Raw genomic sequence first — 19,088 nt, 5'->3', positions numbered from 1 at the left:
GTGTTCAATTTGTAGGTATTTCACTCGATATTTAGGACAATAAGTACAACTATTAAAGTTTTCTAGCCACTTCTTTTACTTGCTCCAACCCATTAGCGATGATTTCAGACGCTTTTTCTGGTTGGGCATTGTGTCCTTCAATAATCACTTCGTCAATGATTTCCATTCCGAAAATCCCGCCAAATACATTACGCATGTAGTTTACAGACATGTCCATTTGTGCCATTTCAGGCAATGAATACATACCACCACGTGCATTTAGTAAAATGACTTTCTTTTCTTTCATTAACTGAAGCATATTGCCTTCAGCATCATATTTGAACGTGAATCCAGCTTGATAAATGTAATCCATAAATGTTTGAAGTTTTGCTGGAATAGACAAGTTCCAAAGTGGGAAAGCAACAACAATTAAGTCAGCTTCTGTAACAAGTTTTTGAGCTTTTGCTTGTGCTGCGACTAAACGCTCTTCTAGATCCGTAAGTGCTTCGCCACTTTGTTGTTTGCCCATTGCATTAAATGCATCTTGGCCAAAGAACGGTGTATCTTCTTCAAATACATCATATTGAGTAATGTTCAAATTTGTGTTTTCTTTAATTTCGTTTAAAAACGTTTCGTACATATTTGCTGAAACACCTTGTGAAGCCGGACGGTTATTTGCTTTTATAACTAATACATTCATGTTGGTCATCTCCTGTTGGTTTAATTAATGATAAATCTTCTCTATTCACGCACGCTTTTTTTAGTGGCAGTGAAGGATAGCTTTAACACCATTCGCTTTTTTACATAGATCGTTTAAACAACACTTGTTGCATAAATGAATTTTAGCAGGATTACTCCAGTTTTCAACCATCAATTTCGATATTTTATCGTTTATACAACAAATTATGTTATCTGTCTTAAAAGTCACGATTTGTTTTTATTTACGCAACAGTTGTTGTATAGTTAAGCCAGACGCTCCTTATTAAAGAAAGGAATGGTACGTATGGAAAAAAAGATGGACCCGCGCATCATTCGTACGCGCAAGTTGATTATGGATTCTTTTATTCAACTTTCAACAAAAAAGAGCTTAAAAGAATTAACCATTAAAGACATTACAGATGAAGCAACGGTCAACCGTGCAACTTTCTATTACCATTTTAATGATAAATACGATTTGCTTGAAAAAGTATTAAAAGAAGATTTGATGACAAACGTCATTCAAGAAATTGATCAACAAGACCAGCTTGACCATGAAACGATTACGGCCATTTTCTTATCCATTACTTCGTTTCAGACATCGCTTGCTTCGCGCTGTAAGCGCAGCTTTGAGGAATTTACATCATCAATCGAAACCGTCATAAAAAAAGAATTGGAACAAGCTTTTTATCGGATTTTACTTGCCCAACACCCAGATCAAGACAAACAATCTCTCCGTATTGGAGCCGTTATGCTTAGCTGGGGTATTTACGGAGCTGCGGTTGATTGGCGTGAGCATAGCGATACAGCGCCAGAAGAGTATATAAAAGTCGTTGTCCCGTACATGACTGGTGAAATAGCTTTAAAACCATAGCCACCGATAGTAGTCGGAGCATTCAGATCGCTGAATGCTTCTTTTTTGAGCCTAAAAGTAGACCAGGCGCACCTGGTCTACTTTTTACATTAATCAGCCGTCATTTCCAAATCATCAATACGTTTCTCTAAATAATCAACGTCTTTTTTCGCGTGGAAACGTTCTGCTTTTTCTACTTTTACCGCTACGCTATATTGCGGAATTCCAGATGGACCGTCATAAATACCTTTAGGAATTAAGAAGTTTCCTTCTGGGAAGAACAAACCAACGTTGCCTGTTGCAATTTCTGCAAAGTGAGCTTTTCCCTGGAATGTACCGTATTGGTTGTAAACAACAATTGGTTCACCATTCGCGATGTTTAGCTTATTGCCATCTTCTTCGTTCATCAAAACGTCGTAGCGCTTCGCCGAGTTAAATGGGTCCGTTGATTTATATACCATTGAGTTAAACTGCTTACCTCGACGTGTTGTTACATAAAATGTGCCTTCTGGCTTGTTTAAATTAGGAATATCAACAGAAATTAAGTTCCCTTTGCCGTCTGGAGTTGGACAAATCCCGTCTTCACATAACCAAGCGCCACCCCATTGGAAAACGTCCCCTTCTTTTTTCAAATGTTGAACGCCATTATAGCTAGGGTTCGCAAGCGCGATCTCATCACGGATCTCTTGACCGTCTTTAAAATCTACAAGATGAGCCGTACCTGGTTTTACACGCTTTGCTAAATCAATGTAAATCTTCCATTCCGCACGTGCTTCCTCAACAAGCTGCTTATTCCCTTTAATTTCTGGAGAGAAATACACCATCCGCTCAGTTGATGTCGATGTCCCACCACCATCTTGCTCGTAACGTGTTTTCGCTGGAAGTACAATAACAGCTTCTTTTGCTTCAACAAGTGTAGATGTATTAAAAATAATATCTTGGTGAACACGGATATCAAGTTCAGACAAAGCCTTCTCAATGAAATGGGGATTCGGCATGGTTTCTAAAAAGTTCCCGCCGCTCATATAATACATTTTTAATTTGCGTTCATGGTCTTCAGGAAGAACCGCGTTTTCAAGAGATACCCCGCAAATGTCCCCTTGCCATTTCGGAAGCTCAAAATTCCACAGCTTCTCAATTCGCTCAACGTTTTCGTCTTCCCAGCCACCGCCAGGTAAAACAAATGGATCAGATCCCATTTCGCCTGAACCTTGTACACTTGAGTGACCACGGAATGGCATTAAACCTGCGTGCTTACGTCCAAGGTGCCCACGTAGCAAGGCAAGATTCGCTACTTGAGAAATGTTATCTGTCGCAAAAGAGTGCATCGTTAATCCAAGCGCCCATGCGTAAACGGCGTTTTTGCTGTTCGCAAGAAGCTCTGAAAGCTCAATAATCCGTTCTTGAGTGACACCAGAAGACTTCACAATCTCATCCCATGATTGTGCTTGAACGTTCGTTTTTAACGCTTCATAGTCGTTGACATGCTCTTCAACAAACGCATGATTAATTGCAGAACCATGTGTCGCTTCTTCCATATCAAACCAATGTTTCATAATCCCGTGCATGAAGGCAATGTCTCCACCTATGTTAATTTGGTAAAAATCATCTGCAACCTTTGTACCAAACAACGCCGATTCAGCATTTGAAGGTACCCAATACTCATCCATCGCTGGTTCTCTATACGGGTTAACAACAATAATTTTTGTGCCTTGCTTTTTCGCAGCAAGCATGTATTTTGTTGATACTGGTGAGCTATTTGAAGCAACCGATCCCCAGAACATTAAGACGTCCGTCCCAATCCAGTCTTGGTAATTCGATGTACTTGCGCCAACGCCAATTGAGCGTTTTAATGCTGTTTTTGAAGGTGAATGACAAATGCGAGACGCGTTGTCAATATGATTTGTTCCAAGAAAACGAGCGACTTTACCAGCAACATAATACGACTCATTCGTTATGCCTCGTGCCGTTAAATAAAAGCCGTATTGTTTAGGATCGAGTGTTTTCATTTTCTTCGCAATGAGATCCATTGCTTCATCCCATTCAAGACGAGAAAACGAGCGCTCGCCTTTCCGACGTATAAGAGGATAGGGCACACGACCAAGTTCACGTAGTTCTTCACTGCTGTATTTTTTTAATTCATCAATATCTGCATGAACGATTTCTTCTTTCATCGCTGGCATTGTGTTTAGGCGTAAAACATTTAAACGCGTTGTACAAATATGCGGTCCTTTAAGCGTCTGATCTTGCAAACCAGAAACACCTAGCGCACATCCATCACAAACCCCTTTTGTTAAAATGTTTTTAGCATAGTTTAAATTATCTTTGTTGTCCCAAACCGTTTTCATCGTGTCACGAATATGCTTTGGTTTCACCTTTCCTAAACCAAATGGAATGGGACTTACCCAATACTTTGGTGCTGGCATTTTTGATACTTTAATCGGACCCTCGTGCTTCGTTTTCCCCATCTTCTTCTTCCTCCTCTAATCATCTAAAAAACCACCGTACACCTCTCTTTTAAGAAAAGTTACAACGGTGGTTAAGTCTTTAGCAGGGACGCTGCCAAGTGCCAAACCTATGCATTCGAAAACTTCTCTTCAAGGTTTTCACTGAAGATAAAGATCGACATGCCAAAATCGTTTGGTATATCAATATCAACAAATAGGTCAAGAAAGTTGCATCCAAGAAGTTCTTCCATCTCAACAGGATGGTTTTTTCTATACATATCTTTCACCATTTCTGTCCGTGCAGACCGAAGCAATTGTTTCCCGTCATTGGCAGTCGCCATAAACTTTTCAACTGGTGAGAGATTGCCTTCCATTTCACAAATCGCCCAATTCTTACAAAACGTTGTTGTAATTTTACTAGGACCTTTTCCCATATGTCTTTTCCGAAATGAACGGACGAGATTGCTGAACTCTGCCTCATATTTATTCATGATGGCCTCCTGCATAAAAAGATGATTCAATGATTCTTTTTAGATAGTACCATATATTCGCAGATTACAGTTCACAAAGGATTTATTTATCTATGCTCCTACTTCTCTCTTTATTCATTCAGATTATTGGGTTGTTTTACGCATATAAGTGAACCAATACAGACAACCAACAAAGACTGCTCCTCCAACCGCATTTCCTAAAAAGACCGGTACGAAATTGACTAAATAATCAACCCACGTGTAATAACCGGCAAAAATAGCTGCTGGAATAATAAACATATTGGCAACAACATGTTGGAATCCAATCGCTACAAACGCCATAATTGGGAACCAGATGCCAAGAATTTTCCCGGCAACATCTTTCGCACTAAATGCGACCCAGACGGCCAAACAAACGAGCCAGTTTGCGCCAATCCCTGACACAAACGCTTGCATGAATGTGTCATCAATTTTGCTTCCAGCCATCGCGACGGTTCGCTCTAAAAATGGACCTGTTGAGGTAAATCCTAAATAATGACCAAATAAATACGCGACAAAGATTGCGCCAATAAAATTGGTGATCGTTAAGACCGTCCAGTTTTTCACAATCGCCATTGTTGTAATCTTTTTTGATGCTCGTGCCATCGGCAAGGCCATCATATTGCCTGTTAACAATTCAGCTCCCGCGAGAATCACTAAAACAAGCCCAACTGGGAAAACGGCTCCGCCAATTAATGAGACAATCGAGCCCCACTCTGCTGGAAGGTTTCCAGTAACACGAACGGTTAATAAAAAACCAAATGCGACAAATGCGCCGCCTAAAAAACCTAGAACCACCTGTGTTGACAGAGGGAAGTTTGCTTTCTTCTCTCCAATACCGACAGCCATTTCTGCCGTTTCTTTTGGTGGGTGAAATGCCATACGCCTAACCAACTTTCATTATGTACTTATTTGAAGAGCAGATGCCATGAAAGCGGAACCACCACAACAAAAAAACCGTTGATCCCCTATAAAAGAATAGAATTTACCTATCCTTCCACGAAGAGATCAACGGTTAGAAAATAGCAGGGTTCGCTACTACAGGCCAACAGTAAATCACTATACGATTCTTGCAAACAGATTTAACCGATAATAGGGTCGCTATCTCGTATCAAAAAGTGAACAAGCATTTCATTTACTTGATTTCTAGTATAGCATGAAAGCGTTAAAGCAGGCAATGGGGCTTACAAGCGTTATTTGAGCCCAAATTTTCTTGTCCCATTCCTAGCCCACATTCGCACTTTTTCTTAAATGGATCCAATAAAAACGCTTGTCCATAAGCTCACCTCCAGACAACTGAACACTGTTCCACTGTTCATTTGTTTGGAGGCCGTTTCCATTGATCCAATTGAATTTGCATTTGTTTTAATTGCCAATTGACATGGTCAAGTTCTCTTCTCATATTGTTCACATGCTCATACAAATAATTAGGAAGCTGTTGCTCATTCGCCCCTCTTAACGCCCCTCCCGCAAAAAAGGTTGCTACTTCTTCTGCTTCTTCTTGAGTAGACTCCGAAGCATCTTTTTGTCTTCCAACTTCCCGGGCAATACAGACACCAACTAACCCCATGGCAGAAGAAATTGTGCTTAAGATTGTTCCATAAAAAATAAGATCCTCTGAAAACTCAATCAGCTCTTCTTGCCTTTTTTCCTCTTCTGTTTCTGCCTTTTTTTGTGATTTTTTATTATTAGCCAATTCGTTCACCCACCTACAATAGAGAGTGCTTTTCTCTCATCTTATGATTCGTGGGCTATATACGTGTATAGTTAAATGAAATGAAATAAATAGTCATTCATCATTATGTAGGTTGCTAAGATAAGGATAATATACTAATGAAGCTGCCATTCATGAGGCAAGAACAGTAGATGACATGGAAGGATGCGGACGTTACATTTTTGATGGTAAGATATTACGTTTACTTAATTCATTTCGAAGAATAGCAATCAAATCATCAGCGAGGTCTTGAGCCTTTGCTTCCTCAAGCGCTTTTTCGAGCATGTCAACCGTTAAAGCATCTAACGTCATTCACGAAACCTCCTTTTTTAAATAGACAGAAAATGAACCGCGATTCATATGAGAATACCATTGTCTCAATTAGAATACAACAACAAAGTTCTTCTATGAGCAACAAAATGAACTTATTTCTAAAAATTTCGTCATTTATAACAAGCCCATCATATGTCTGGATACTCTCCTAATAACGAACTCATTTCCATAAACGTTGAGATCATTACGATAAATCTTGCGAAAGTCGCACCATATCAATCACTTGGATGCCATTTTCATATATTGGTTCATCATAATGACGCAAGAAAAAATCACGATCAATCGAGGTCATCCTGAACCCACACTTTTGGTAAAGCGCCAACTGAATAACACTTGAATTACCAGTGCCAATCTCGATTGTTTTAAAATCCTGCTCTGTGGCAACCTTTATTGCATGCATAACAAGGTGTTTGCCATATCCTTTGCCGTGATACGCTTCATCAACGGCGACATTTACAAGCTCAACCGTTTCTGGACGAGTTGGAATTAACACAAATGTACCAACAATTAGACCTTCTATCTCAAGAACAAAGCACTCGCCACGGGCAACATAGGAACGGACAAGGTCTTCGGATGGATCAGCAAGGAGTAATAAATCAAGTGGCAGGACCTCTTCTGGTTTAAGTAAACGAATGTTCAACTTGGCTCCTCCTTTTTTACGACTATGTACTAGTATTAGCATAGCATACTTGTCTCGTTCGAACTCTCGAAAAGCTATTTTTTGTGCGTACTAAACGATTCCTTTGATATTTATTTTCGCTCCTGGCGTTCTCTCCGCTTTTCGCAGAACGGAGTCTACGTAAATGCTGTCTGCTTGTTGCATAATCAAAGAAAAAAGTTAAAAAATCAACGGAAAGGAAAACGTTTGTGAACCAATTGAGGTTTGAGAATGAGAAATTTGAGCGAAGAAAAACGCCCCGAGATCTCATCTCTGGGGCATTTTATCAACGGTATAATTAGCGATGAATCACTCTGCTTTCATAAAGCGGTATTCGTCGACCATGTGTATAAACGCTTGGTGTAATCTTGAATCATCGGTTAACTCTGGATGGAAGGAACAAGCGAGGAACGGCCCTTGCTTAACGGCAACAATTTCGCCGTCGTATTCGCTTAATACGTCCACTTCTGCGCCCACTTCTTTAACGAGAGGAGCACGAATAAAGACGGCATTTACATCACTCGCAATTCCCTTTACGTTCAGGTTTACTTCAAAGCTTTCTCGTTGTCTGCCAAAGGCATTCCGTTCAACAACCATATCAATAAATCCTAAGTGGCCTTCCTCTCGATCCGTAACGGTTTTTGCCATTAAAATCAATCCAGCACACGTTCCAAAAACTGGCTTACCTGTTTTCCCAAACGTTCGAAGTGGTTCAAGGAAATCATATTTATCTATGAGCCGTCGCATTGCCGTTGATTCACCACCAGGAATTACAAGCCCATCCATTTCTTCTAGCTGCTCGATACGTTTGATCTCAACAGCGTTGGCACCGTTTTCTTCAAGAAAACGGAGATGTTCTCCAACCGCCCCTTGTAATGCCAATACGCCAATTGTTGCCATTACCAACCACGATCCTGCATACGATCAGCTGCCGAAAGGGTCGAGATTTCAATCCCTTTCATCGCTGTACCTAAGTTCTTTGATAGCTCTGCAATCAATTTATAATCCGTATAATGCGTTGTGGCTTCCACAATTGCTCGTGCAAATTTTTCTGGATTATCGGATTTGAAGATACCCGAGCCAACAAAAACGCCATCTGCGCCTAACTGCATCATGAGCGCCGCATCCGCTGGTGTGGCAATCCCACCTGCCGCAAAATTAACAACAGGGAACTTCCCAGTTTCTTTCATTTGCAAAAGCAACTCATATGGTGCCCCTAAATTCTTTGCTTCTGTCATCAACTCATCTGTCGACATATTCGCTACTTGCTTAATTTGCGCTTGCATTTTTCGCATATGACGAACCGCTTCAACGATGTTGCCTGTTCCCGGCTCCCCTTTTGTTCGAATCATCGACGCTCCTTCACCGATTCGACGCGCAGCTTCACCTAAGTCTCGAGCACCACACACAAAAGGAACAGTGAAATCACGCTTATTTAAATGATACACTTCATCCGCAGGCGTCAAAACTTCGCTCTCATCAATGTAATCGACACCCATTGCTTCAAGTACACGCGCTTCAACAATGTGACCAATACGCGCTTTCGCCATTACTGGGATCGATACCGCATTTAACACATCGTCGGTGATTGTAGGGTCTGCCATTCTCGCAACGCCACCGGCTGCACGAATGTCAGAAGGCACACGCTCTAACGCCATAACCGCAACTGCTCCAGCTTCTTCAGCAATTTTCGCTTGTTCCGCGTTAATAACATCCATAATGACGCCACCTTTTTGCATTTGCGCCATTCCTTGCTTCACTCGGTCCGTACCAACTAATCGATCCATTTTTTTCGCTCCTTTTAATTGCTTTTTATTGATTTGTTCCCTAGTATAGAAAACAACTGATTGTATTGTAAGTGTCAGTTTCGATCAATTTGATGAGGTCAGTAAAAAGGAGCAAATGTCGATGGAGAAGCTATGGTGTGAACTAAACCGAACAAGTTCCGTTCCTCTATATGAACAATTATATTCACATATTAAAAATGAAATTACCGAAGGCAGAATTGAGTATGGAACAAAACTACCATCCAAACGAAAACTAGCTGACTTCTTGAAAATTAGTCAAAACACAGTCGAATCAACTTACGAACAATTAACGGCGGAAGGGTATGTAGAAGTCTTGCCACGAAAAGGCTTTTTCGTCCAAGCGTATGAAGATTTGGAATATATCCGCTCTGACGAAAAAATAACGGCTGTTCCAGCGCAACCAACAGATGTGATTCGCTTTAATTTCCACCCGACCCATATCGATACACGCCATTTTCCCTTTGAGAAATGGCGCAAATATATGAAAAATACGGTTGATCTAGCCAACAACAACATTCTTTTATTAGGTCATAACCAAGGAGAAGAAACATTTCGCCACGAAATTGCTACCTATTTATATCATTCCCGTGGTGTCCAATGCACCCCTGAACAAATCGTTGTTGGTGCTGGCATTGAAACGCTGCTACAACAAGTCTTTTTATTGCTTGGCGATCATAAAATATACGGCATTGAAGACCCAGGATACCAATTAATGCGCAAACTACTGCGTAATTACCCAAACGACTTTTATCCATTTTCTGTTGACGCGGAAGGGGTTGACGTTGACCGTGTCATTCAATCACCAATTGACGTGCTGTACACCACCCCATCCCATCATTTTCCTTATGGATCTGTCCTCTCTATCAACCGCCGAAAAAAACTATTAAACTGGGCTGAAGCCGTGGACGGACGTTACATCATTGAGGACGATTACGATAGCGAATTTCGTTATAGCGGAAAGACGATTCCCTCTTTACACAGTATGGATGCGAGTGGCAAAGTTATTTACTTAGGCACCTTTTCTAAATCACTGATCCCTTCGGCCCGAATTAGCTATATGGTGCTGCCAAAACCACTTGTCAGCATGTATCAAAGCACTTTTTCGTTTTACCATTCAACTGTCTCCCGCATTGATCAACAGGTGCTCACTGAATTTATGAAACAAGGAGACTTCGAAAAACACTTGAATCGAATGCGGAAAATTTATCGACGCAAACTCGAAAAAGTGCTTAACTTACTAAAACCATACGAAGAAAAACTATCCATCATTGGTGAACGCTCTGGTCTTCATATTGTTCTAATCGTAAAAAATGGGATGAGTGAAGAGGAGCTTGTAGAGCAAGCACGTCTAGCAGAAGCAAAAGTGTACCCTCTATCGGCCTACTCGATTGAGATTGATGACACACTACCGCCACGAATCGTCCTTGGTTTCGCTGGTATCATTGAAGAAAAATTAGAAGAAGCAGTCGGAGCAGTCTTAGAGGCATGGGGGTATAAAACCATTTAACCCAACCGCAATCATGACCTCATGCATAAATTGTCGGAAATTATCCCTTACTAAGAGGCACTAGGTGTGAGACAATGAAAAAACAGCTTTAAGCTATGCTGAATTGAATTTAGGAGTGACCCCGTATGTACAAAATTGTACGCGACACGAACGGGGTGACAGGAACCCTAAAGGATTCAAACAGCCATTTGGATAAAACCTTTACTGATTCTGTTGCCGCCGAGTTATTGGCAAAGAAATTAAACAGCAACAGCAAGAAGAATATCACATACACAGTTAAACAACTATAAATAAAACGAAGCCGGTGGCTGCCTGCTTCGTTTTTACGTAAAGGAACGAGGTTTTTTAAAATCAATTCTACTCTTTTGTAACTAGCTCGACCCACACCTATGTAAATAAAATTACCTTTAAAAATGGAAGGAGATCTATCTACTATGGAGTTCGTGATGGACATTTTTTACAATGTGCTACCTCTTGCATTAATGGGAGCGGTTGTTGTATTCGTTATTAAAAGACTTGAACATAAGTTTAAACAAGGTACGCTAGCTAAGAAAAAAACAAAAAAAGCTCAACGTTTATTAGATAGTTTAATACCACTAGGAATGATAGCTGGTTGTAATGTAGGTATAATTATTAGCCTAATTTTCAACATCTCCTTACTATCTACAATTAGTTTTGGAGCAGGGATAGGCTATTTGGTTGGTTATTTTGCTTATGAAATATACGGAAACAAACAGGAGAGCCCATAATGAATTAGTGAATATGTAGACTTCCTTCAAATTAAATTCACATTCGGAAGCAAATACACAAGTAAGGAAATTCTTATTGAGACGTTTAACTCGAGATAGGGATGAAGAATTCTAAAAATCCATTCTCTTTACTATAAGTCCAACGATTCACTTCTTCAAATTAAGTGTACTGAATCTACATAAAACAGATCTTAGTGTTTTTATTCTCCTATTAATCAAGCATTTTATATTTATTAGGGACATTCACTTTTTCCATCAACGGTGGATCTCCTCATTTTTTATGTAATCAAATTTCACCTTTTTCCATAAGTAATAGAACTCCTGGAAGACTCACAATTGCATAAAAACTCCATATTTCAAGAGATAGAATGAGTATAATAATGATTGTACATAGAATGGCAGGTTAATAAATCGACTCTTCCTCATACTTAGCACCTAACATCGTAGCTAACACACTTATAAATGGAATATACATTGGCATCCCAGCAAGCCATAATGTCTGCAACATCACAAAATCCTCTTTCTACTTTAAAGTGGGACACGTTGAAAGTGTTCAACTGTCGGGAATGGATCATAAAAATGATGCAATTGTTTTTTCCACCTTTTATACTCTTTAGAGTTTCTAAAACCAATGGTGTGATCTTCTAATGTCTCCCACCTAACTAATAATAAATACCTTCCTTTTACTTCCATGCACCTTTGCAATTCATGAGATCTATACCCTTTCATCGAGGCAATTAGTTTAGATGCATCTCTAAATGCTGTTTCATATTCTTGTTCCATATTTGCTTTGACTTGCAACATGACTGCTTCTAAAACCATTGCTATCCCCCCTTTTTATCCAGTATATCACTTATAACAATCATTCTTTTAACTAGCTATATGTATTGGATAAACAAAAACCTTTTCCTCTTGTATATCGAATTTATTGACTTTGACATCCAGATTTCAGAGAACTACCAACAAGCTATTCGGTTTTATCCTTCACTTTCTCCATAATGACATAATCGATTTCACCACGCCTAAAGGTTTTATCCGTTTCTACTAAATCAAATCGTTTGTAGAAGTTCTTTTTTGTTTTTCTTGCATTACACCAAACCTTCTTTACACCGTTTTTTTCCGCCTCATTTAACACGTGACGCAATAAAAACGTCCCATACCCTTTTCCCTGCTCTTCTCCAAGTGTCGCAAACTTGCGAAACTGAGCCTCTTCTTCCATAAGGAATAATGAAACAACGGAAATGAGTTTCTCTTTCACGAATAATCCGTAATGCACACCTACGTCATCATCTGTAAGCTTCACAGCAGATTGCTTTTTAGTTGGATACATAATGATCTGTCTCAATTTCCACGCTTCTTCTTTTTGAATCTCTTTAATTTCCATTTACCCATCCCCCGTTCTCACTTCACTTTTTCTCCAACTACTTTACAAATCATTCACCCTTGCTTTACACCTCGTTTTCATTCCCTTGCTATGCTTGGTGCATACATATACAACGAGGTGACCTACATGAAAAAGTCGTACATTGCTTCCTTAGCGCTCGCTACTATTTTAACAACTTCTACCCTTCCTGCACATGCAAGTGACGGGTCCCCACCTCCTAAACAAGAAAGTCCATCCTCACTTACTCTTCATGATGAAGCAACAACTGGCAACTTACCAATCACACTTTCCGGTCGCTATCACAGCGGTGCCGAATTTGGCTCTGGTGGAGCTGAAATCGTTGCGTATGATGAGAGAAGCAACCAAATCTTTTCCATTAATGGTGATGCCCAATCTATTGACATTCTTGCTGACGACGCACTTAAAGATCATACAATCTTTAATGAAATCCCTTTAAAAAAACAACTATACGTAAAAGATCTTGATCCTAATCTATCAAGTGTAGGCGATTTGACTAGTATTGCTGTTCACCCGACGGAAGACATCATTGCTGTCGCTACTGTCGCGGATCCAAAAACAGATCCAGGTCATGTAATCTTTATGAAAAATGATGGTAGCCACCTCTCAACAGTTGAAGTAGGCGCTCTCCCAGACATGATCACGTTTACTCCAGATGGAGAGAAGCTCCTCGTTGCTAACGAGGGTGAGCCAAGTGACGACTATCACATCAACCCAGAAGGGTCCGTTTCAATCATCGATATAAGCAAAGGTGCGGAACAAGCAGCAACGATCGAGACAGCCACATTCAGTGATGACATTGTTGAAGAAAATGTACGCAAAGTCCACCCAGATTCAAGTTACGCAGAAGATCTTGAACCAGAATTTATTGCTGTAACAAGTGATAGCTCGCTCGCTTATGTTGTCTTACAGGAAAGCAACGCCATTGCCATACTTGATTTAAACGAAAACAAATTTAAAAGCGTGAAATCTCTTGGCTATAAAGATCATTCAGAGACTGGGAGAGGCATGGACGTTTCTGACAAAGACGGAAAAATCAACATCCAACAGTGGCCAGTCTTAGGTATTCATCAACCTGATGCAATTGCACTTTATGAAACAAACGGGAAAACGTATATCGTTACACCAAATGAAGGGGACGCGTAAGATTATGAGGGCTTCTCTGAAGAAGCGCGTGCCGCTGAACTTGAAGGTAAAGTGGCTTTCAATGCAGATCTTTTTGCTGGATTCTCCCAAAAAGAATTGGATCAACTCGTCGCAGATGATTTATTTGCCGATGAAAAACTCGGACGTTTAAACGTTACTACATCTGCACCAACAAACGAGGATGGTCAATATGAAGCACTCTATTCCTTTGGTGGACGTTCATTCTCTATTTTTGACGCAGACACAATGGAGCTTGTATTTGATAGCGGCGATGACTTTGAGCAAAAACTAGCCGAAATCAACCCAGACTTCTTTAATACCAATCACGAAGAAGATGCTTTCGATGATCGGAGTGACAACAAAGGGCCAGAACCAGAAACAGTAGAACTAGCAGAGATTGATGGCAAAACATTTGCATTTATCGCTCTTGAACGTGATGGGGGATTGTTTGTGTATGACATTACTGATCCAGCTACGGCGACGTACGAAACCTATTTCTCTACTCGCGATTTTAGTGCCAAAGACACACCAAGCGATAACGCACCAGAAGGGTTAAAATTTGTTCCAGCAAGCTCCAGCCCAAGCGGCGAACCAACGCTTCTTGCAAGCTATGAAATCTCTGGAACAATCGCATCGTTTACGCTCGGTTCTAAAGATTCAAGTACTGCACCAACCGAAACAATCCACACCGTCCAACCAGGTGATACCCTGTTTGAAATTGGCTTGCGCTACAATTATTTATGGACAACACTTGAGAAAACAAATAACTTGGAAAATCCTCATCTGATTTATCCAGGTGATGAAATAACCATTAAATGGAAAGGAGCCTAGCTACGCCAGGCTCCTTCGATAAATCCATACCTCTTAAACGGAGATTGATGTCCTTTTTTGTGAGAGCAGATTAAGTAGATTGGTTCAAAAGTAACGTTGGGAAAATCAATAGAGACCTTGAAAATAATCCCGCAAATATGTTTAATAAAGAAAAGGAGGTGAACTTAATGAAAAAAATATTTTCATTTTTGATACTAGTCATTGTTTTGTCCGTGGCCTCTTTAAATAGTCCATCGGAGGCATTTGCTGAATCATCAGTTGAAACTAACGTTGATGCTGTCACCCCTTTAAAAACATATGGCCCGTATAATTTCAAAACAAGAGATGGGCAATGGGACGGAAAATTAACAGTTCCACAAGGAGGGGCTAACGTTACGGTCACTGTCAGAAACCTAAATTTTTCTGGCGATCCAATGGTTCGTTTGTGTAATGCTAACACTGGAAACTGCACTGGCTTTGGACCATTGCGTCAGCCAAATTTGACGAGAACGTTTACGGGTATGTTGCCAGGTTCCTATTATGGCGATGTAGTAACAGGAACCGTTGCAGCAAGTGGTACAATTACGTTTGACGTAAGGTAAAGTCATCCGCGCGTCTCTTCGTATTCACCCCTAGACATACTCCATAGATCTGAACGCCCATTGAATCCTTGCTGTTTTGTAAGTTGGGAGAGGCGCGCGTCAATGTAATCATACTACGATTCTCTTCCTACCTATCATTGATAGGGTCCGTATTGCATACCCCCCTTTAACTCGATTTGTTTCTGCCGTCCCCATTGGACCAAACAATCCTTTTTCATTTCGAACGACATCAAAACAAGCAAACCCTATTATCTCATCATTTTTTCTAGCAAGAAAAATAGGGATCTCTATTTTGCTAAAACCACTCCTAATTGAAGGCAGCCACCGTTCACCAAATTCGTTTTTTGTAAAAGCCGTTAACGCTTCACTATCATTTGCCTCTGCATTTCTATAAGATAAACTGTTAGAATATTGCCTTTTCAATTACTAAATTATATAGCGTTGGATTTAGTTGATTGATTTCAGCACAGACACCTGTATTTCCTTGCAATACCCCTAGAAATAAATGGATAGGAAGAACGAGCTCTCTTGTTTTCTCTGCTTCATTTTCTGCTCATCTTATTATTCTCAACGTACGTTCTGTAAATTCCAAGTAAGCTCCCCCTCCCCCAAAAAAGTCATCAAAATCAATCCATCATTCCAATTTAAACAACCAATCCCTTTACAAATACAGGAATATGCGTTTTAATCACATCCTCCCACGTCTCTCCCTTTTGTCTATAAGCTGCTAACGCATCCGATGTTTGTGCTAATTTTTCAAGTGTTTCGCCATTAAAGACTTCAGTAGGTGAATGCAATAAACCAATCATGCCAAAATAACGATTCACAAGTTCTGTCTTTCCTTGCTTTTTCTCTTCAAAAGCTTTAATCATGTATTGTTCTAAATAAGTTAACGCAAACGACACATCAGATAATGTTCCATTCCCTTCATACGAAACACCTGGCCATTGCAGATCTGACAACCCACTGGTCCACCAAGCCGGCTCAATTGCTTGTTGGATGTTTCTCATAAAACGTTGTTCAAACCCATCTTCTAGAAAAGTTCGTTCTTTTAAGAATTGGTCTAGTATGCTTACTTCAATTGCCGCAACGCTAATCCCCTGACCGAATAACGGATCGAAATTACAAAAAGCATCTCCGATTGCGATTAGCCCTTTTGGCCAGTCCCCTGCCTCTTCATAATGACGGCGCACACATTCTTGTATGCGGTAGCCGCGTGGCTCTGTAATAGGAATAAACCCTTTTGCTGTATCCGCAATTCTTGTATCAAATAACTTTGAAATATCGGACTCAAACGTTTCTCCATCAGTAGATGGATACTGTCCTCCACCAGCAAAGTATAAAATAATGCCGGCACGCTTGTTTTCTTGAAATGAAAACAAACCGGCGCCAATTTCTTTTGAAGGAACACCTTGGACAATAATATCTGTAAACGATTGATCTGCCTCTTCTGGTACTTCATAGTACCTGGTTGTGTAGCCAATATGTGTATGTAACCTTTCAGAAGCGGGGATCGTTTTATTTAGTTGTTTAAGCCAGTGTTCTAACTTTGTTAAACGTCCGCTTGCATCAATGATCATATCAGCACCAAGCCAAACTTGTTCGCCTGTCTTCCGCTTTTTTCCCCATACACCTGTAATCGCAAGATGATCATCAGACTGTGTCAACCCATTTATCTCTATGTCCGTCACCCATTTTATATTCGGACGAGTCATCACTCGTTCTCGCAACGTCCATTCCAACAGCGCCCGGCTTGACCCTGCATCTTCAATTGGTGACGTTACTTCTAATTCCCCTAATGGCGTCACCACATAACCTGGTTTATCTAACGCATCATAGGCTCCTTTTGCAACCAAATCCTCTATGAAACCGGGAAAATACGTTTCAATGATTTCTCTTCCCTTAGGAAGGAGTCGGTGGACATGAAATGATTGTGGTACTCCTTTTCGGTTCTGTGGCTCACTTGGATACTGGTCACGATCAACAACAATCACATTCTGAAAGAAATCAGATAAAACTCGAGCAGCAAAAAATCCAGCCATGCTGCCACCAATGACAAGCGCAGTCTGATCTTTTATTTTCTTCATTCCCATTCCTCCTTCTTAAACACGATTCTTTACATTTGTTCTTCGTTTAAAAAGCGTTTCCTGTTTCAAAGAATAAAATCCTTGTATTGCCACCTTTATACCTAAGACCACCGTTCTTTTTTTAAAGCATGTACTAGATAGGATGGGAATGGATGACGGGAATGGAAACAGATCTTTCTGTTATTAACTAGTTTGAGATACCTGAAAACAGCTCCTCCAACTCATACCAATGTTTCCCCACCCAGCCATTTTCCTCCGCAAACCTAATTAGTGGTGATGAATCTTCATCTCTTCTTATTCTGACCCACTCTGCTTCTTTCCACCAAGTTAATTGAAGGGAACGCACGAATGAAGGAAGAGTTAGTGTTCTGTACTCTCTATACCCTTCAACAAAGGCAGCTACGGAATCTAATCCCATTACCCCGTCTTTTAAGCAGCACGATAAGATTGGTCGTGAGATATCAAAATCGAGATACACATAATGTGTCCGATCAAAGTCAAGAATGGCTGTAATTCGGTCTTTATTGAATAAGAGGTTGTCAACAAACAAATCCCAATGTGCCCACCCTTTGATGCATCGGGAAAACAAGTCTGTATTACTAGCCTCAAGAATGGATCTTTGAATCTCAAGATTCGTAAGCAACCTCTCATCTCCGTATCGAGCAGCTTCTTCATAGCGCGCTTTCCAACTATTCATCATCTTTCTTTTGGAGGCAACATCCCAGTGTAATGCTCTCTTTTCAACATGTGAATGAACGAATTGGTGCATCCGCCCTACAGTTTGACCTAAGCTGTACATTTGGTTGGCAGTTGCTGTCCCTGGCTTTATATTCCTGCCATCACATAGTCCCATCATCACAAAGCGCTCTCCTTGTTCTGATTCGATCACATACTTCCCCTGATTAGAATATAACTTAGGACATGGAATACCATTTTCATACAGTAAAGATTGCTTTTGTAACGATGCTTCTAACCCGCTAAGAGACTCTTTCGGGTACCGCTCTTGATTGTATTGTTTTACAAAGAAATGACCTTGGTCCGTTGTCAGTTGCCATTTCAAATTTTGGTAGCCTTGGTGAATTTGCTTGGCAGTCTCTACCTTTATCCCGAATTTGTTGGTTATTGTAGCAAAGATATCTTCCTCTATTGATAGGTTCGTTTTATTCATTCAAGTCTACCTTTCCAGTTGGCATGCACTAGTGTCAACGAGATTATTCTCTCTTTCTCATTTTTTCTTCTACTTTTTGTTCAATCATTAGAAACACCTCCAACTCTATTGCTACAATTGGACCTCACAGATCATGTCTTCCACTCATAAACCATCATTGATAAATTCCACCATTGGTTTGCTGACTATACGTATTGACAATAATAAAACCAGCCTTTTGATAGACCTTAATTGCTCGTTGATTAAAGGTCGCAACAGTGAGGATTATTTTTTTGGGATGATACTTATCTCTCACAAAATCTAAACCACCATGTAGAAAAGAGCTTCCTTTCCCTACACCAGTCAAGTCAGGGCGCATGCCAAGACTCATTTCTAATTCGTCTTCTCCTTGAAACTGAAAACAAAAGTATCCGACTAGTTGCTCGTTCTCATACACACTGAAATAGGTGTCTCCCCTATCTTCTCGATCGAGAAACGCTGCTAAGTCTTCTGGATCTGCAGTCATATTATAAAAAGCGTATTCACTTTCATAACATCATTCGTAGGATGATCTCCGCTTCACTTTGTTGCATCGGTTTAATTAAGCTGTTCATTTTTCCACCTCCTCACTCACTGATCAC

The 19,088-nt window shown here is 40.3% G+C and carries 20 protein-coding genes and 1 pseudogene; 6 read left to right on the top strand and 15 right to left on the bottom strand.

Going from position 1 to position 19,088, the window contains the following annotated elements; translation table 11 throughout:
• Positions 1 to 52 precede the first annotated feature (52 nt).
• Positions 53 to 679 carry an FMN-dependent NADH-azoreductase gene (locus BK584_RS21355; protein ID WP_078394460.1) on the bottom strand — a complete coding sequence of 209 codons (627 nt, stop codon included), beginning with the start codon at positions 677 to 679 and terminating at the stop codon, positions 53 to 55.
• Between the two features lie 303 nt (positions 680 to 982).
• Here BK584_RS21355 and BK584_RS21350 point away from each other — a divergent pair, with 303 nt between their 5' ends.
• Positions 983 to 1,549: a TetR/AcrR family transcriptional regulator gene (locus tag BK584_RS21350; RefSeq protein ID WP_078394459.1), complete on the top strand. Its 567-nt coding sequence runs from the start codon at positions 983 to 985 to the stop codon at positions 1,547 to 1,549.
• Between the two features lie 89 nt (positions 1,550 to 1,638).
• Here BK584_RS21350 and BK584_RS21345 read toward each other — a convergent pair whose 3' ends face one another.
• The 8 genes from BK584_RS21345 to pdxS form a co-directional block, all read right to left on the bottom strand.
• Positions 1,639 to 3,996, bottom strand: coding sequence for an FdhF/YdeP family oxidoreductase (locus BK584_RS21345; RefSeq protein ID WP_078394458.1), 2,358 nt, complete (start codon positions 3,994 to 3,996; stop codon positions 1,639 to 1,641).
• A gap of 107 nt (positions 3,997 to 4,103) precedes the next feature.
• On the bottom strand, positions 4,104 to 4,466 hold the full coding sequence (locus tag BK584_RS21340) for a Na-translocating system protein MpsC family protein (protein ID WP_078394457.1): 363 nt from the start codon (positions 4,464 to 4,466) through the stop codon (positions 4,104 to 4,106).
• A 123-nt stretch (positions 4,467 to 4,589) separates the two neighbouring features.
• Entirely contained in the window at positions 4,590 to 5,366 is a 777-nt protein-coding gene (locus BK584_RS21335) for a formate/nitrite transporter family protein (RefSeq protein ID WP_078394456.1), read from the bottom strand.
• A 433-nt stretch (positions 5,367 to 5,799) separates the two neighbouring features.
• Positions 5,800 to 6,180, bottom strand: coding sequence for a hypothetical protein (locus BK584_RS21330; protein ID WP_078394455.1), 381 nt, complete (start codon positions 6,178 to 6,180; stop codon positions 5,800 to 5,802).
• Between the two features lie 192 nt (positions 6,181 to 6,372).
• Positions 6,373 to 6,510: a hypothetical protein gene (locus BK584_RS24815; protein ID WP_169871445.1), complete on the bottom strand. Its 138-nt coding sequence runs from the start codon at positions 6,508 to 6,510 to the stop codon at positions 6,373 to 6,375.
• Positions 6,511 to 6,715: 205 nt separating this feature from the next.
• Complete coding sequence (locus BK584_RS21325; RefSeq protein WP_078394454.1) at positions 6,716 to 7,171, bottom strand: GNAT family N-acetyltransferase; 456 nt, start codon at positions 7,169 to 7,171, stop codon at positions 6,716 to 6,718.
• A 327-nt stretch (positions 7,172 to 7,498) separates the two neighbouring features.
• Complete coding sequence (gene pdxT / locus BK584_RS21320) at positions 7,499 to 8,089, bottom strand: pyridoxal 5'-phosphate synthase glutaminase subunit PdxT (RefSeq protein ID WP_078394453.1); 591 nt, start codon at positions 8,087 to 8,089, stop codon at positions 7,499 to 7,501.
• Positions 8,089 to 8,976, bottom strand: coding sequence for a pyridoxal 5'-phosphate synthase lyase subunit PdxS (gene pdxS / locus BK584_RS21315; RefSeq protein WP_078394452.1), 888 nt, complete (start codon positions 8,974 to 8,976; stop codon positions 8,089 to 8,091). Before pdxS ends, pdxT begins: the two co-directional genes overlap by 1 nt.
• A gap of 121 nt (positions 8,977 to 9,097) precedes the next feature.
• On the opposite strand from pdxS, the gene pdxR reads away from it, so the two are divergent.
• The 3 genes from pdxR to BK584_RS21305 all read left to right on the top strand — a co-directional run bounded on the left by pdxR (position 9,098) and on the right by BK584_RS21305 (position 11,253).
• Complete coding sequence (gene pdxR, locus BK584_RS21310; protein WP_078394451.1) at positions 9,098 to 10,504, top strand: MocR-like pyridoxine biosynthesis transcription factor PdxR; 1,407 nt, start codon at positions 9,098 to 9,100, stop codon at positions 10,502 to 10,504.
• Positions 10,505 to 10,629: 125 nt separating this feature from the next.
• Positions 10,630 to 10,794 carry a hypothetical protein gene (locus BK584_RS24810; RefSeq protein WP_169871443.1) on the top strand — a complete coding sequence of 55 codons (165 nt, stop codon included), beginning with the start codon at positions 10,630 to 10,632 and terminating at the stop codon, positions 10,792 to 10,794.
• A gap of 144 nt (positions 10,795 to 10,938) precedes the next feature.
• Positions 10,939 to 11,253, top strand: coding sequence for a hypothetical protein (locus tag BK584_RS21305; protein WP_139365728.1), 315 nt, complete (start codon positions 10,939 to 10,941; stop codon positions 11,251 to 11,253).
• A 528-nt stretch (positions 11,254 to 11,781) separates the two neighbouring features.
• On the opposite strand, the gene BK584_RS21300 is transcribed toward BK584_RS21305, so the two are convergent.
• Together BK584_RS21300 and BK584_RS21295 are read right to left on the bottom strand one after the other, a co-directional pair.
• The gene (locus tag BK584_RS21300) at positions 11,782 to 12,075 is read right to left on the bottom strand and encodes an antibiotic biosynthesis monooxygenase family protein (RefSeq protein ID WP_078394450.1); all 294 of its coding nucleotides are present in this window, start codon (positions 12,073 to 12,075) and stop codon (positions 11,782 to 11,784) included.
• Positions 12,076 to 12,220: 145 nt separating this feature from the next.
• Positions 12,221 to 12,637 carry a GNAT family N-acetyltransferase gene (locus tag BK584_RS21295; RefSeq protein WP_078394449.1) on the bottom strand — a complete coding sequence of 139 codons (417 nt, stop codon included), beginning with the start codon at positions 12,635 to 12,637 and terminating at the stop codon, positions 12,221 to 12,223.
• Between BK584_RS21295 and BK584_RS25740 the strand changes: the two are divergent.
• Both BK584_RS25740 and BK584_RS21280 read left to right on the top strand, forming a co-directional pair.
• Positions 12,524 to 14,632 (top strand): annotated as a pseudogene (locus BK584_RS25740) (choice-of-anchor I family protein). The gene BK584_RS21295 and the pseudogene BK584_RS25740 overlap by 114 nt on opposite strands.
• A gap of 167 nt (positions 14,633 to 14,799) precedes the next feature.
• Positions 14,800 to 15,213 carry a hypothetical protein gene (locus BK584_RS21280; RefSeq protein ID WP_078394446.1) on the top strand — a complete coding sequence of 138 codons (414 nt, stop codon included), beginning with the start codon at positions 14,800 to 14,802 and terminating at the stop codon, positions 15,211 to 15,213.
• A 108-nt stretch (positions 15,214 to 15,321) separates the two neighbouring features.
• On the opposite strand, the gene BK584_RS21275 is transcribed toward BK584_RS21280, so the two are convergent.
• The 4 genes from BK584_RS21275 to BK584_RS21260 all read right to left on the bottom strand — a co-directional run bounded on the left by BK584_RS21275 (position 15,322) and on the right by BK584_RS21260 (position 18,973).
• Complete coding sequence (locus tag BK584_RS21275; protein ID WP_078394445.1) at positions 15,322 to 15,636, bottom strand: GNAT family N-acetyltransferase; 315 nt, start codon at positions 15,634 to 15,636, stop codon at positions 15,322 to 15,324.
• 221 nt (positions 15,637 to 15,857) lie between these two features.
• Positions 15,858 to 17,300, bottom strand: a complete 1,443-nt coding sequence (locus tag BK584_RS21270; RefSeq protein WP_078394444.1) for an NAD(P)/FAD-dependent oxidoreductase — start codon at positions 17,298 to 17,300, stop codon at positions 15,858 to 15,860.
• A gap of 187 nt (positions 17,301 to 17,487) precedes the next feature.
• The gene (locus BK584_RS21265; RefSeq protein ID WP_078394443.1) at positions 17,488 to 18,468 is read right to left on the bottom strand and encodes a phosphotransferase; all 981 of its coding nucleotides are present in this window, start codon (positions 18,466 to 18,468) and stop codon (positions 17,488 to 17,490) included.
• 154 nt (positions 18,469 to 18,622) lie between these two features.
• Complete coding sequence (locus tag BK584_RS21260) at positions 18,623 to 18,973, bottom strand: GNAT family N-acetyltransferase (protein ID WP_139365727.1); 351 nt, start codon at positions 18,971 to 18,973, stop codon at positions 18,623 to 18,625.
• Positions 18,974 to 19,088: the final 115 nt, after the last annotated feature.

It is taken from the genome of Shouchella patagoniensis (genome assembly GCF_002019705.1).
Classification (GTDB): Bacteria; Bacillota; Bacilli; order Bacillales; family Bacillaceae_D; genus Shouchella; species Shouchella patagoniensis.
This window is presented reverse-complemented; position numbering and strand designations above follow the sequence as displayed.

Coding starts and splice junctions, on each gene's coding strand:
- BK584_RS21260 (WP_139365727.1), bottom strand. CDS start 18,973: ATGACTGCAGATCCAGAAGACTTAGCAGCGTTTCTCGATCGAGAAGAT.
- pdxS (WP_078394452.1), bottom strand. CDS start 8,976: ATGGATCGATTAGTTGGTACGGACCGAGTGAAGCAAGGAATGGCGCAA.
- BK584_RS21340 (WP_078394457.1), bottom strand. CDS start 4,466: ATGAATAAATATGAGGCAGAGTTCAGCAATCTCGTCCGTTCATTTCGG.
- BK584_RS21355 (WP_078394460.1), bottom strand. CDS start 679: ATGAATGTATTAGTTATAAAAGCAAATAACCGTCCGGCTTCACAAGGT.
- BK584_RS21265 (WP_078394443.1), bottom strand. CDS start 18,468: ATGAATAAAACGAACCTATCAATAGAGGAAGATATCTTTGCTACAATA.
- BK584_RS21280 (WP_078394446.1), top strand. CDS start 14,800: ATGAAAAAAATATTTTCATTTTTGATACTAGTCATTGTTTTGTCCGTG.
- BK584_RS24815 (WP_169871445.1), bottom strand. CDS start 6,510: ATGACGTTAGATGCTTTAACGGTTGACATGCTCGAAAAAGCGCTTGAG.
- BK584_RS21305 (WP_139365728.1), top strand. CDS start 10,939: ATGGAGTTCGTGATGGACATTTTTTACAATGTGCTACCTCTTGCATTA.
- BK584_RS21300 (WP_078394450.1), bottom strand. CDS start 12,075: ATGGTTTTAGAAGCAGTCATGTTGCAAGTCAAAGCAAATATGGAACAA.
- BK584_RS21335 (WP_078394456.1), bottom strand. CDS start 5,366: ATGGCATTTCACCCACCAAAAGAAACGGCAGAAATGGCTGTCGGTATT.
- BK584_RS21295 (WP_078394449.1), bottom strand. CDS start 12,637: ATGGAAATTAAAGAGATTCAAAAAGAAGAAGCGTGGAAATTGAGACAG.
- BK584_RS21350 (WP_078394459.1), top strand. CDS start 983: ATGGAAAAAAAGATGGACCCGCGCATCATTCGTACGCGCAAGTTGATT.
- BK584_RS21345 (WP_078394458.1), bottom strand. CDS start 3,996: ATGGGGAAAACGAAGCACGAGGGTCCGATTAAAGTATCAAAAATGCCA.
- BK584_RS21270 (WP_078394444.1), bottom strand. CDS start 17,300: ATGAAGAAAATAAAAGATCAGACTGCGCTTGTCATTGGTGGCAGCATG.
- BK584_RS24810 (WP_169871443.1), top strand. CDS start 10,630: ATGTACAAAATTGTACGCGACACGAACGGGGTGACAGGAACCCTAAAG.
- pdxR (WP_078394451.1), top strand. CDS start 9,098: ATGGAGAAGCTATGGTGTGAACTAAACCGAACAAGTTCCGTTCCTCTA.
- pdxT (WP_078394453.1), bottom strand. CDS start 8,089: ATGGCAACAATTGGCGTATTGGCATTACAAGGGGCGGTTGGAGAACAT.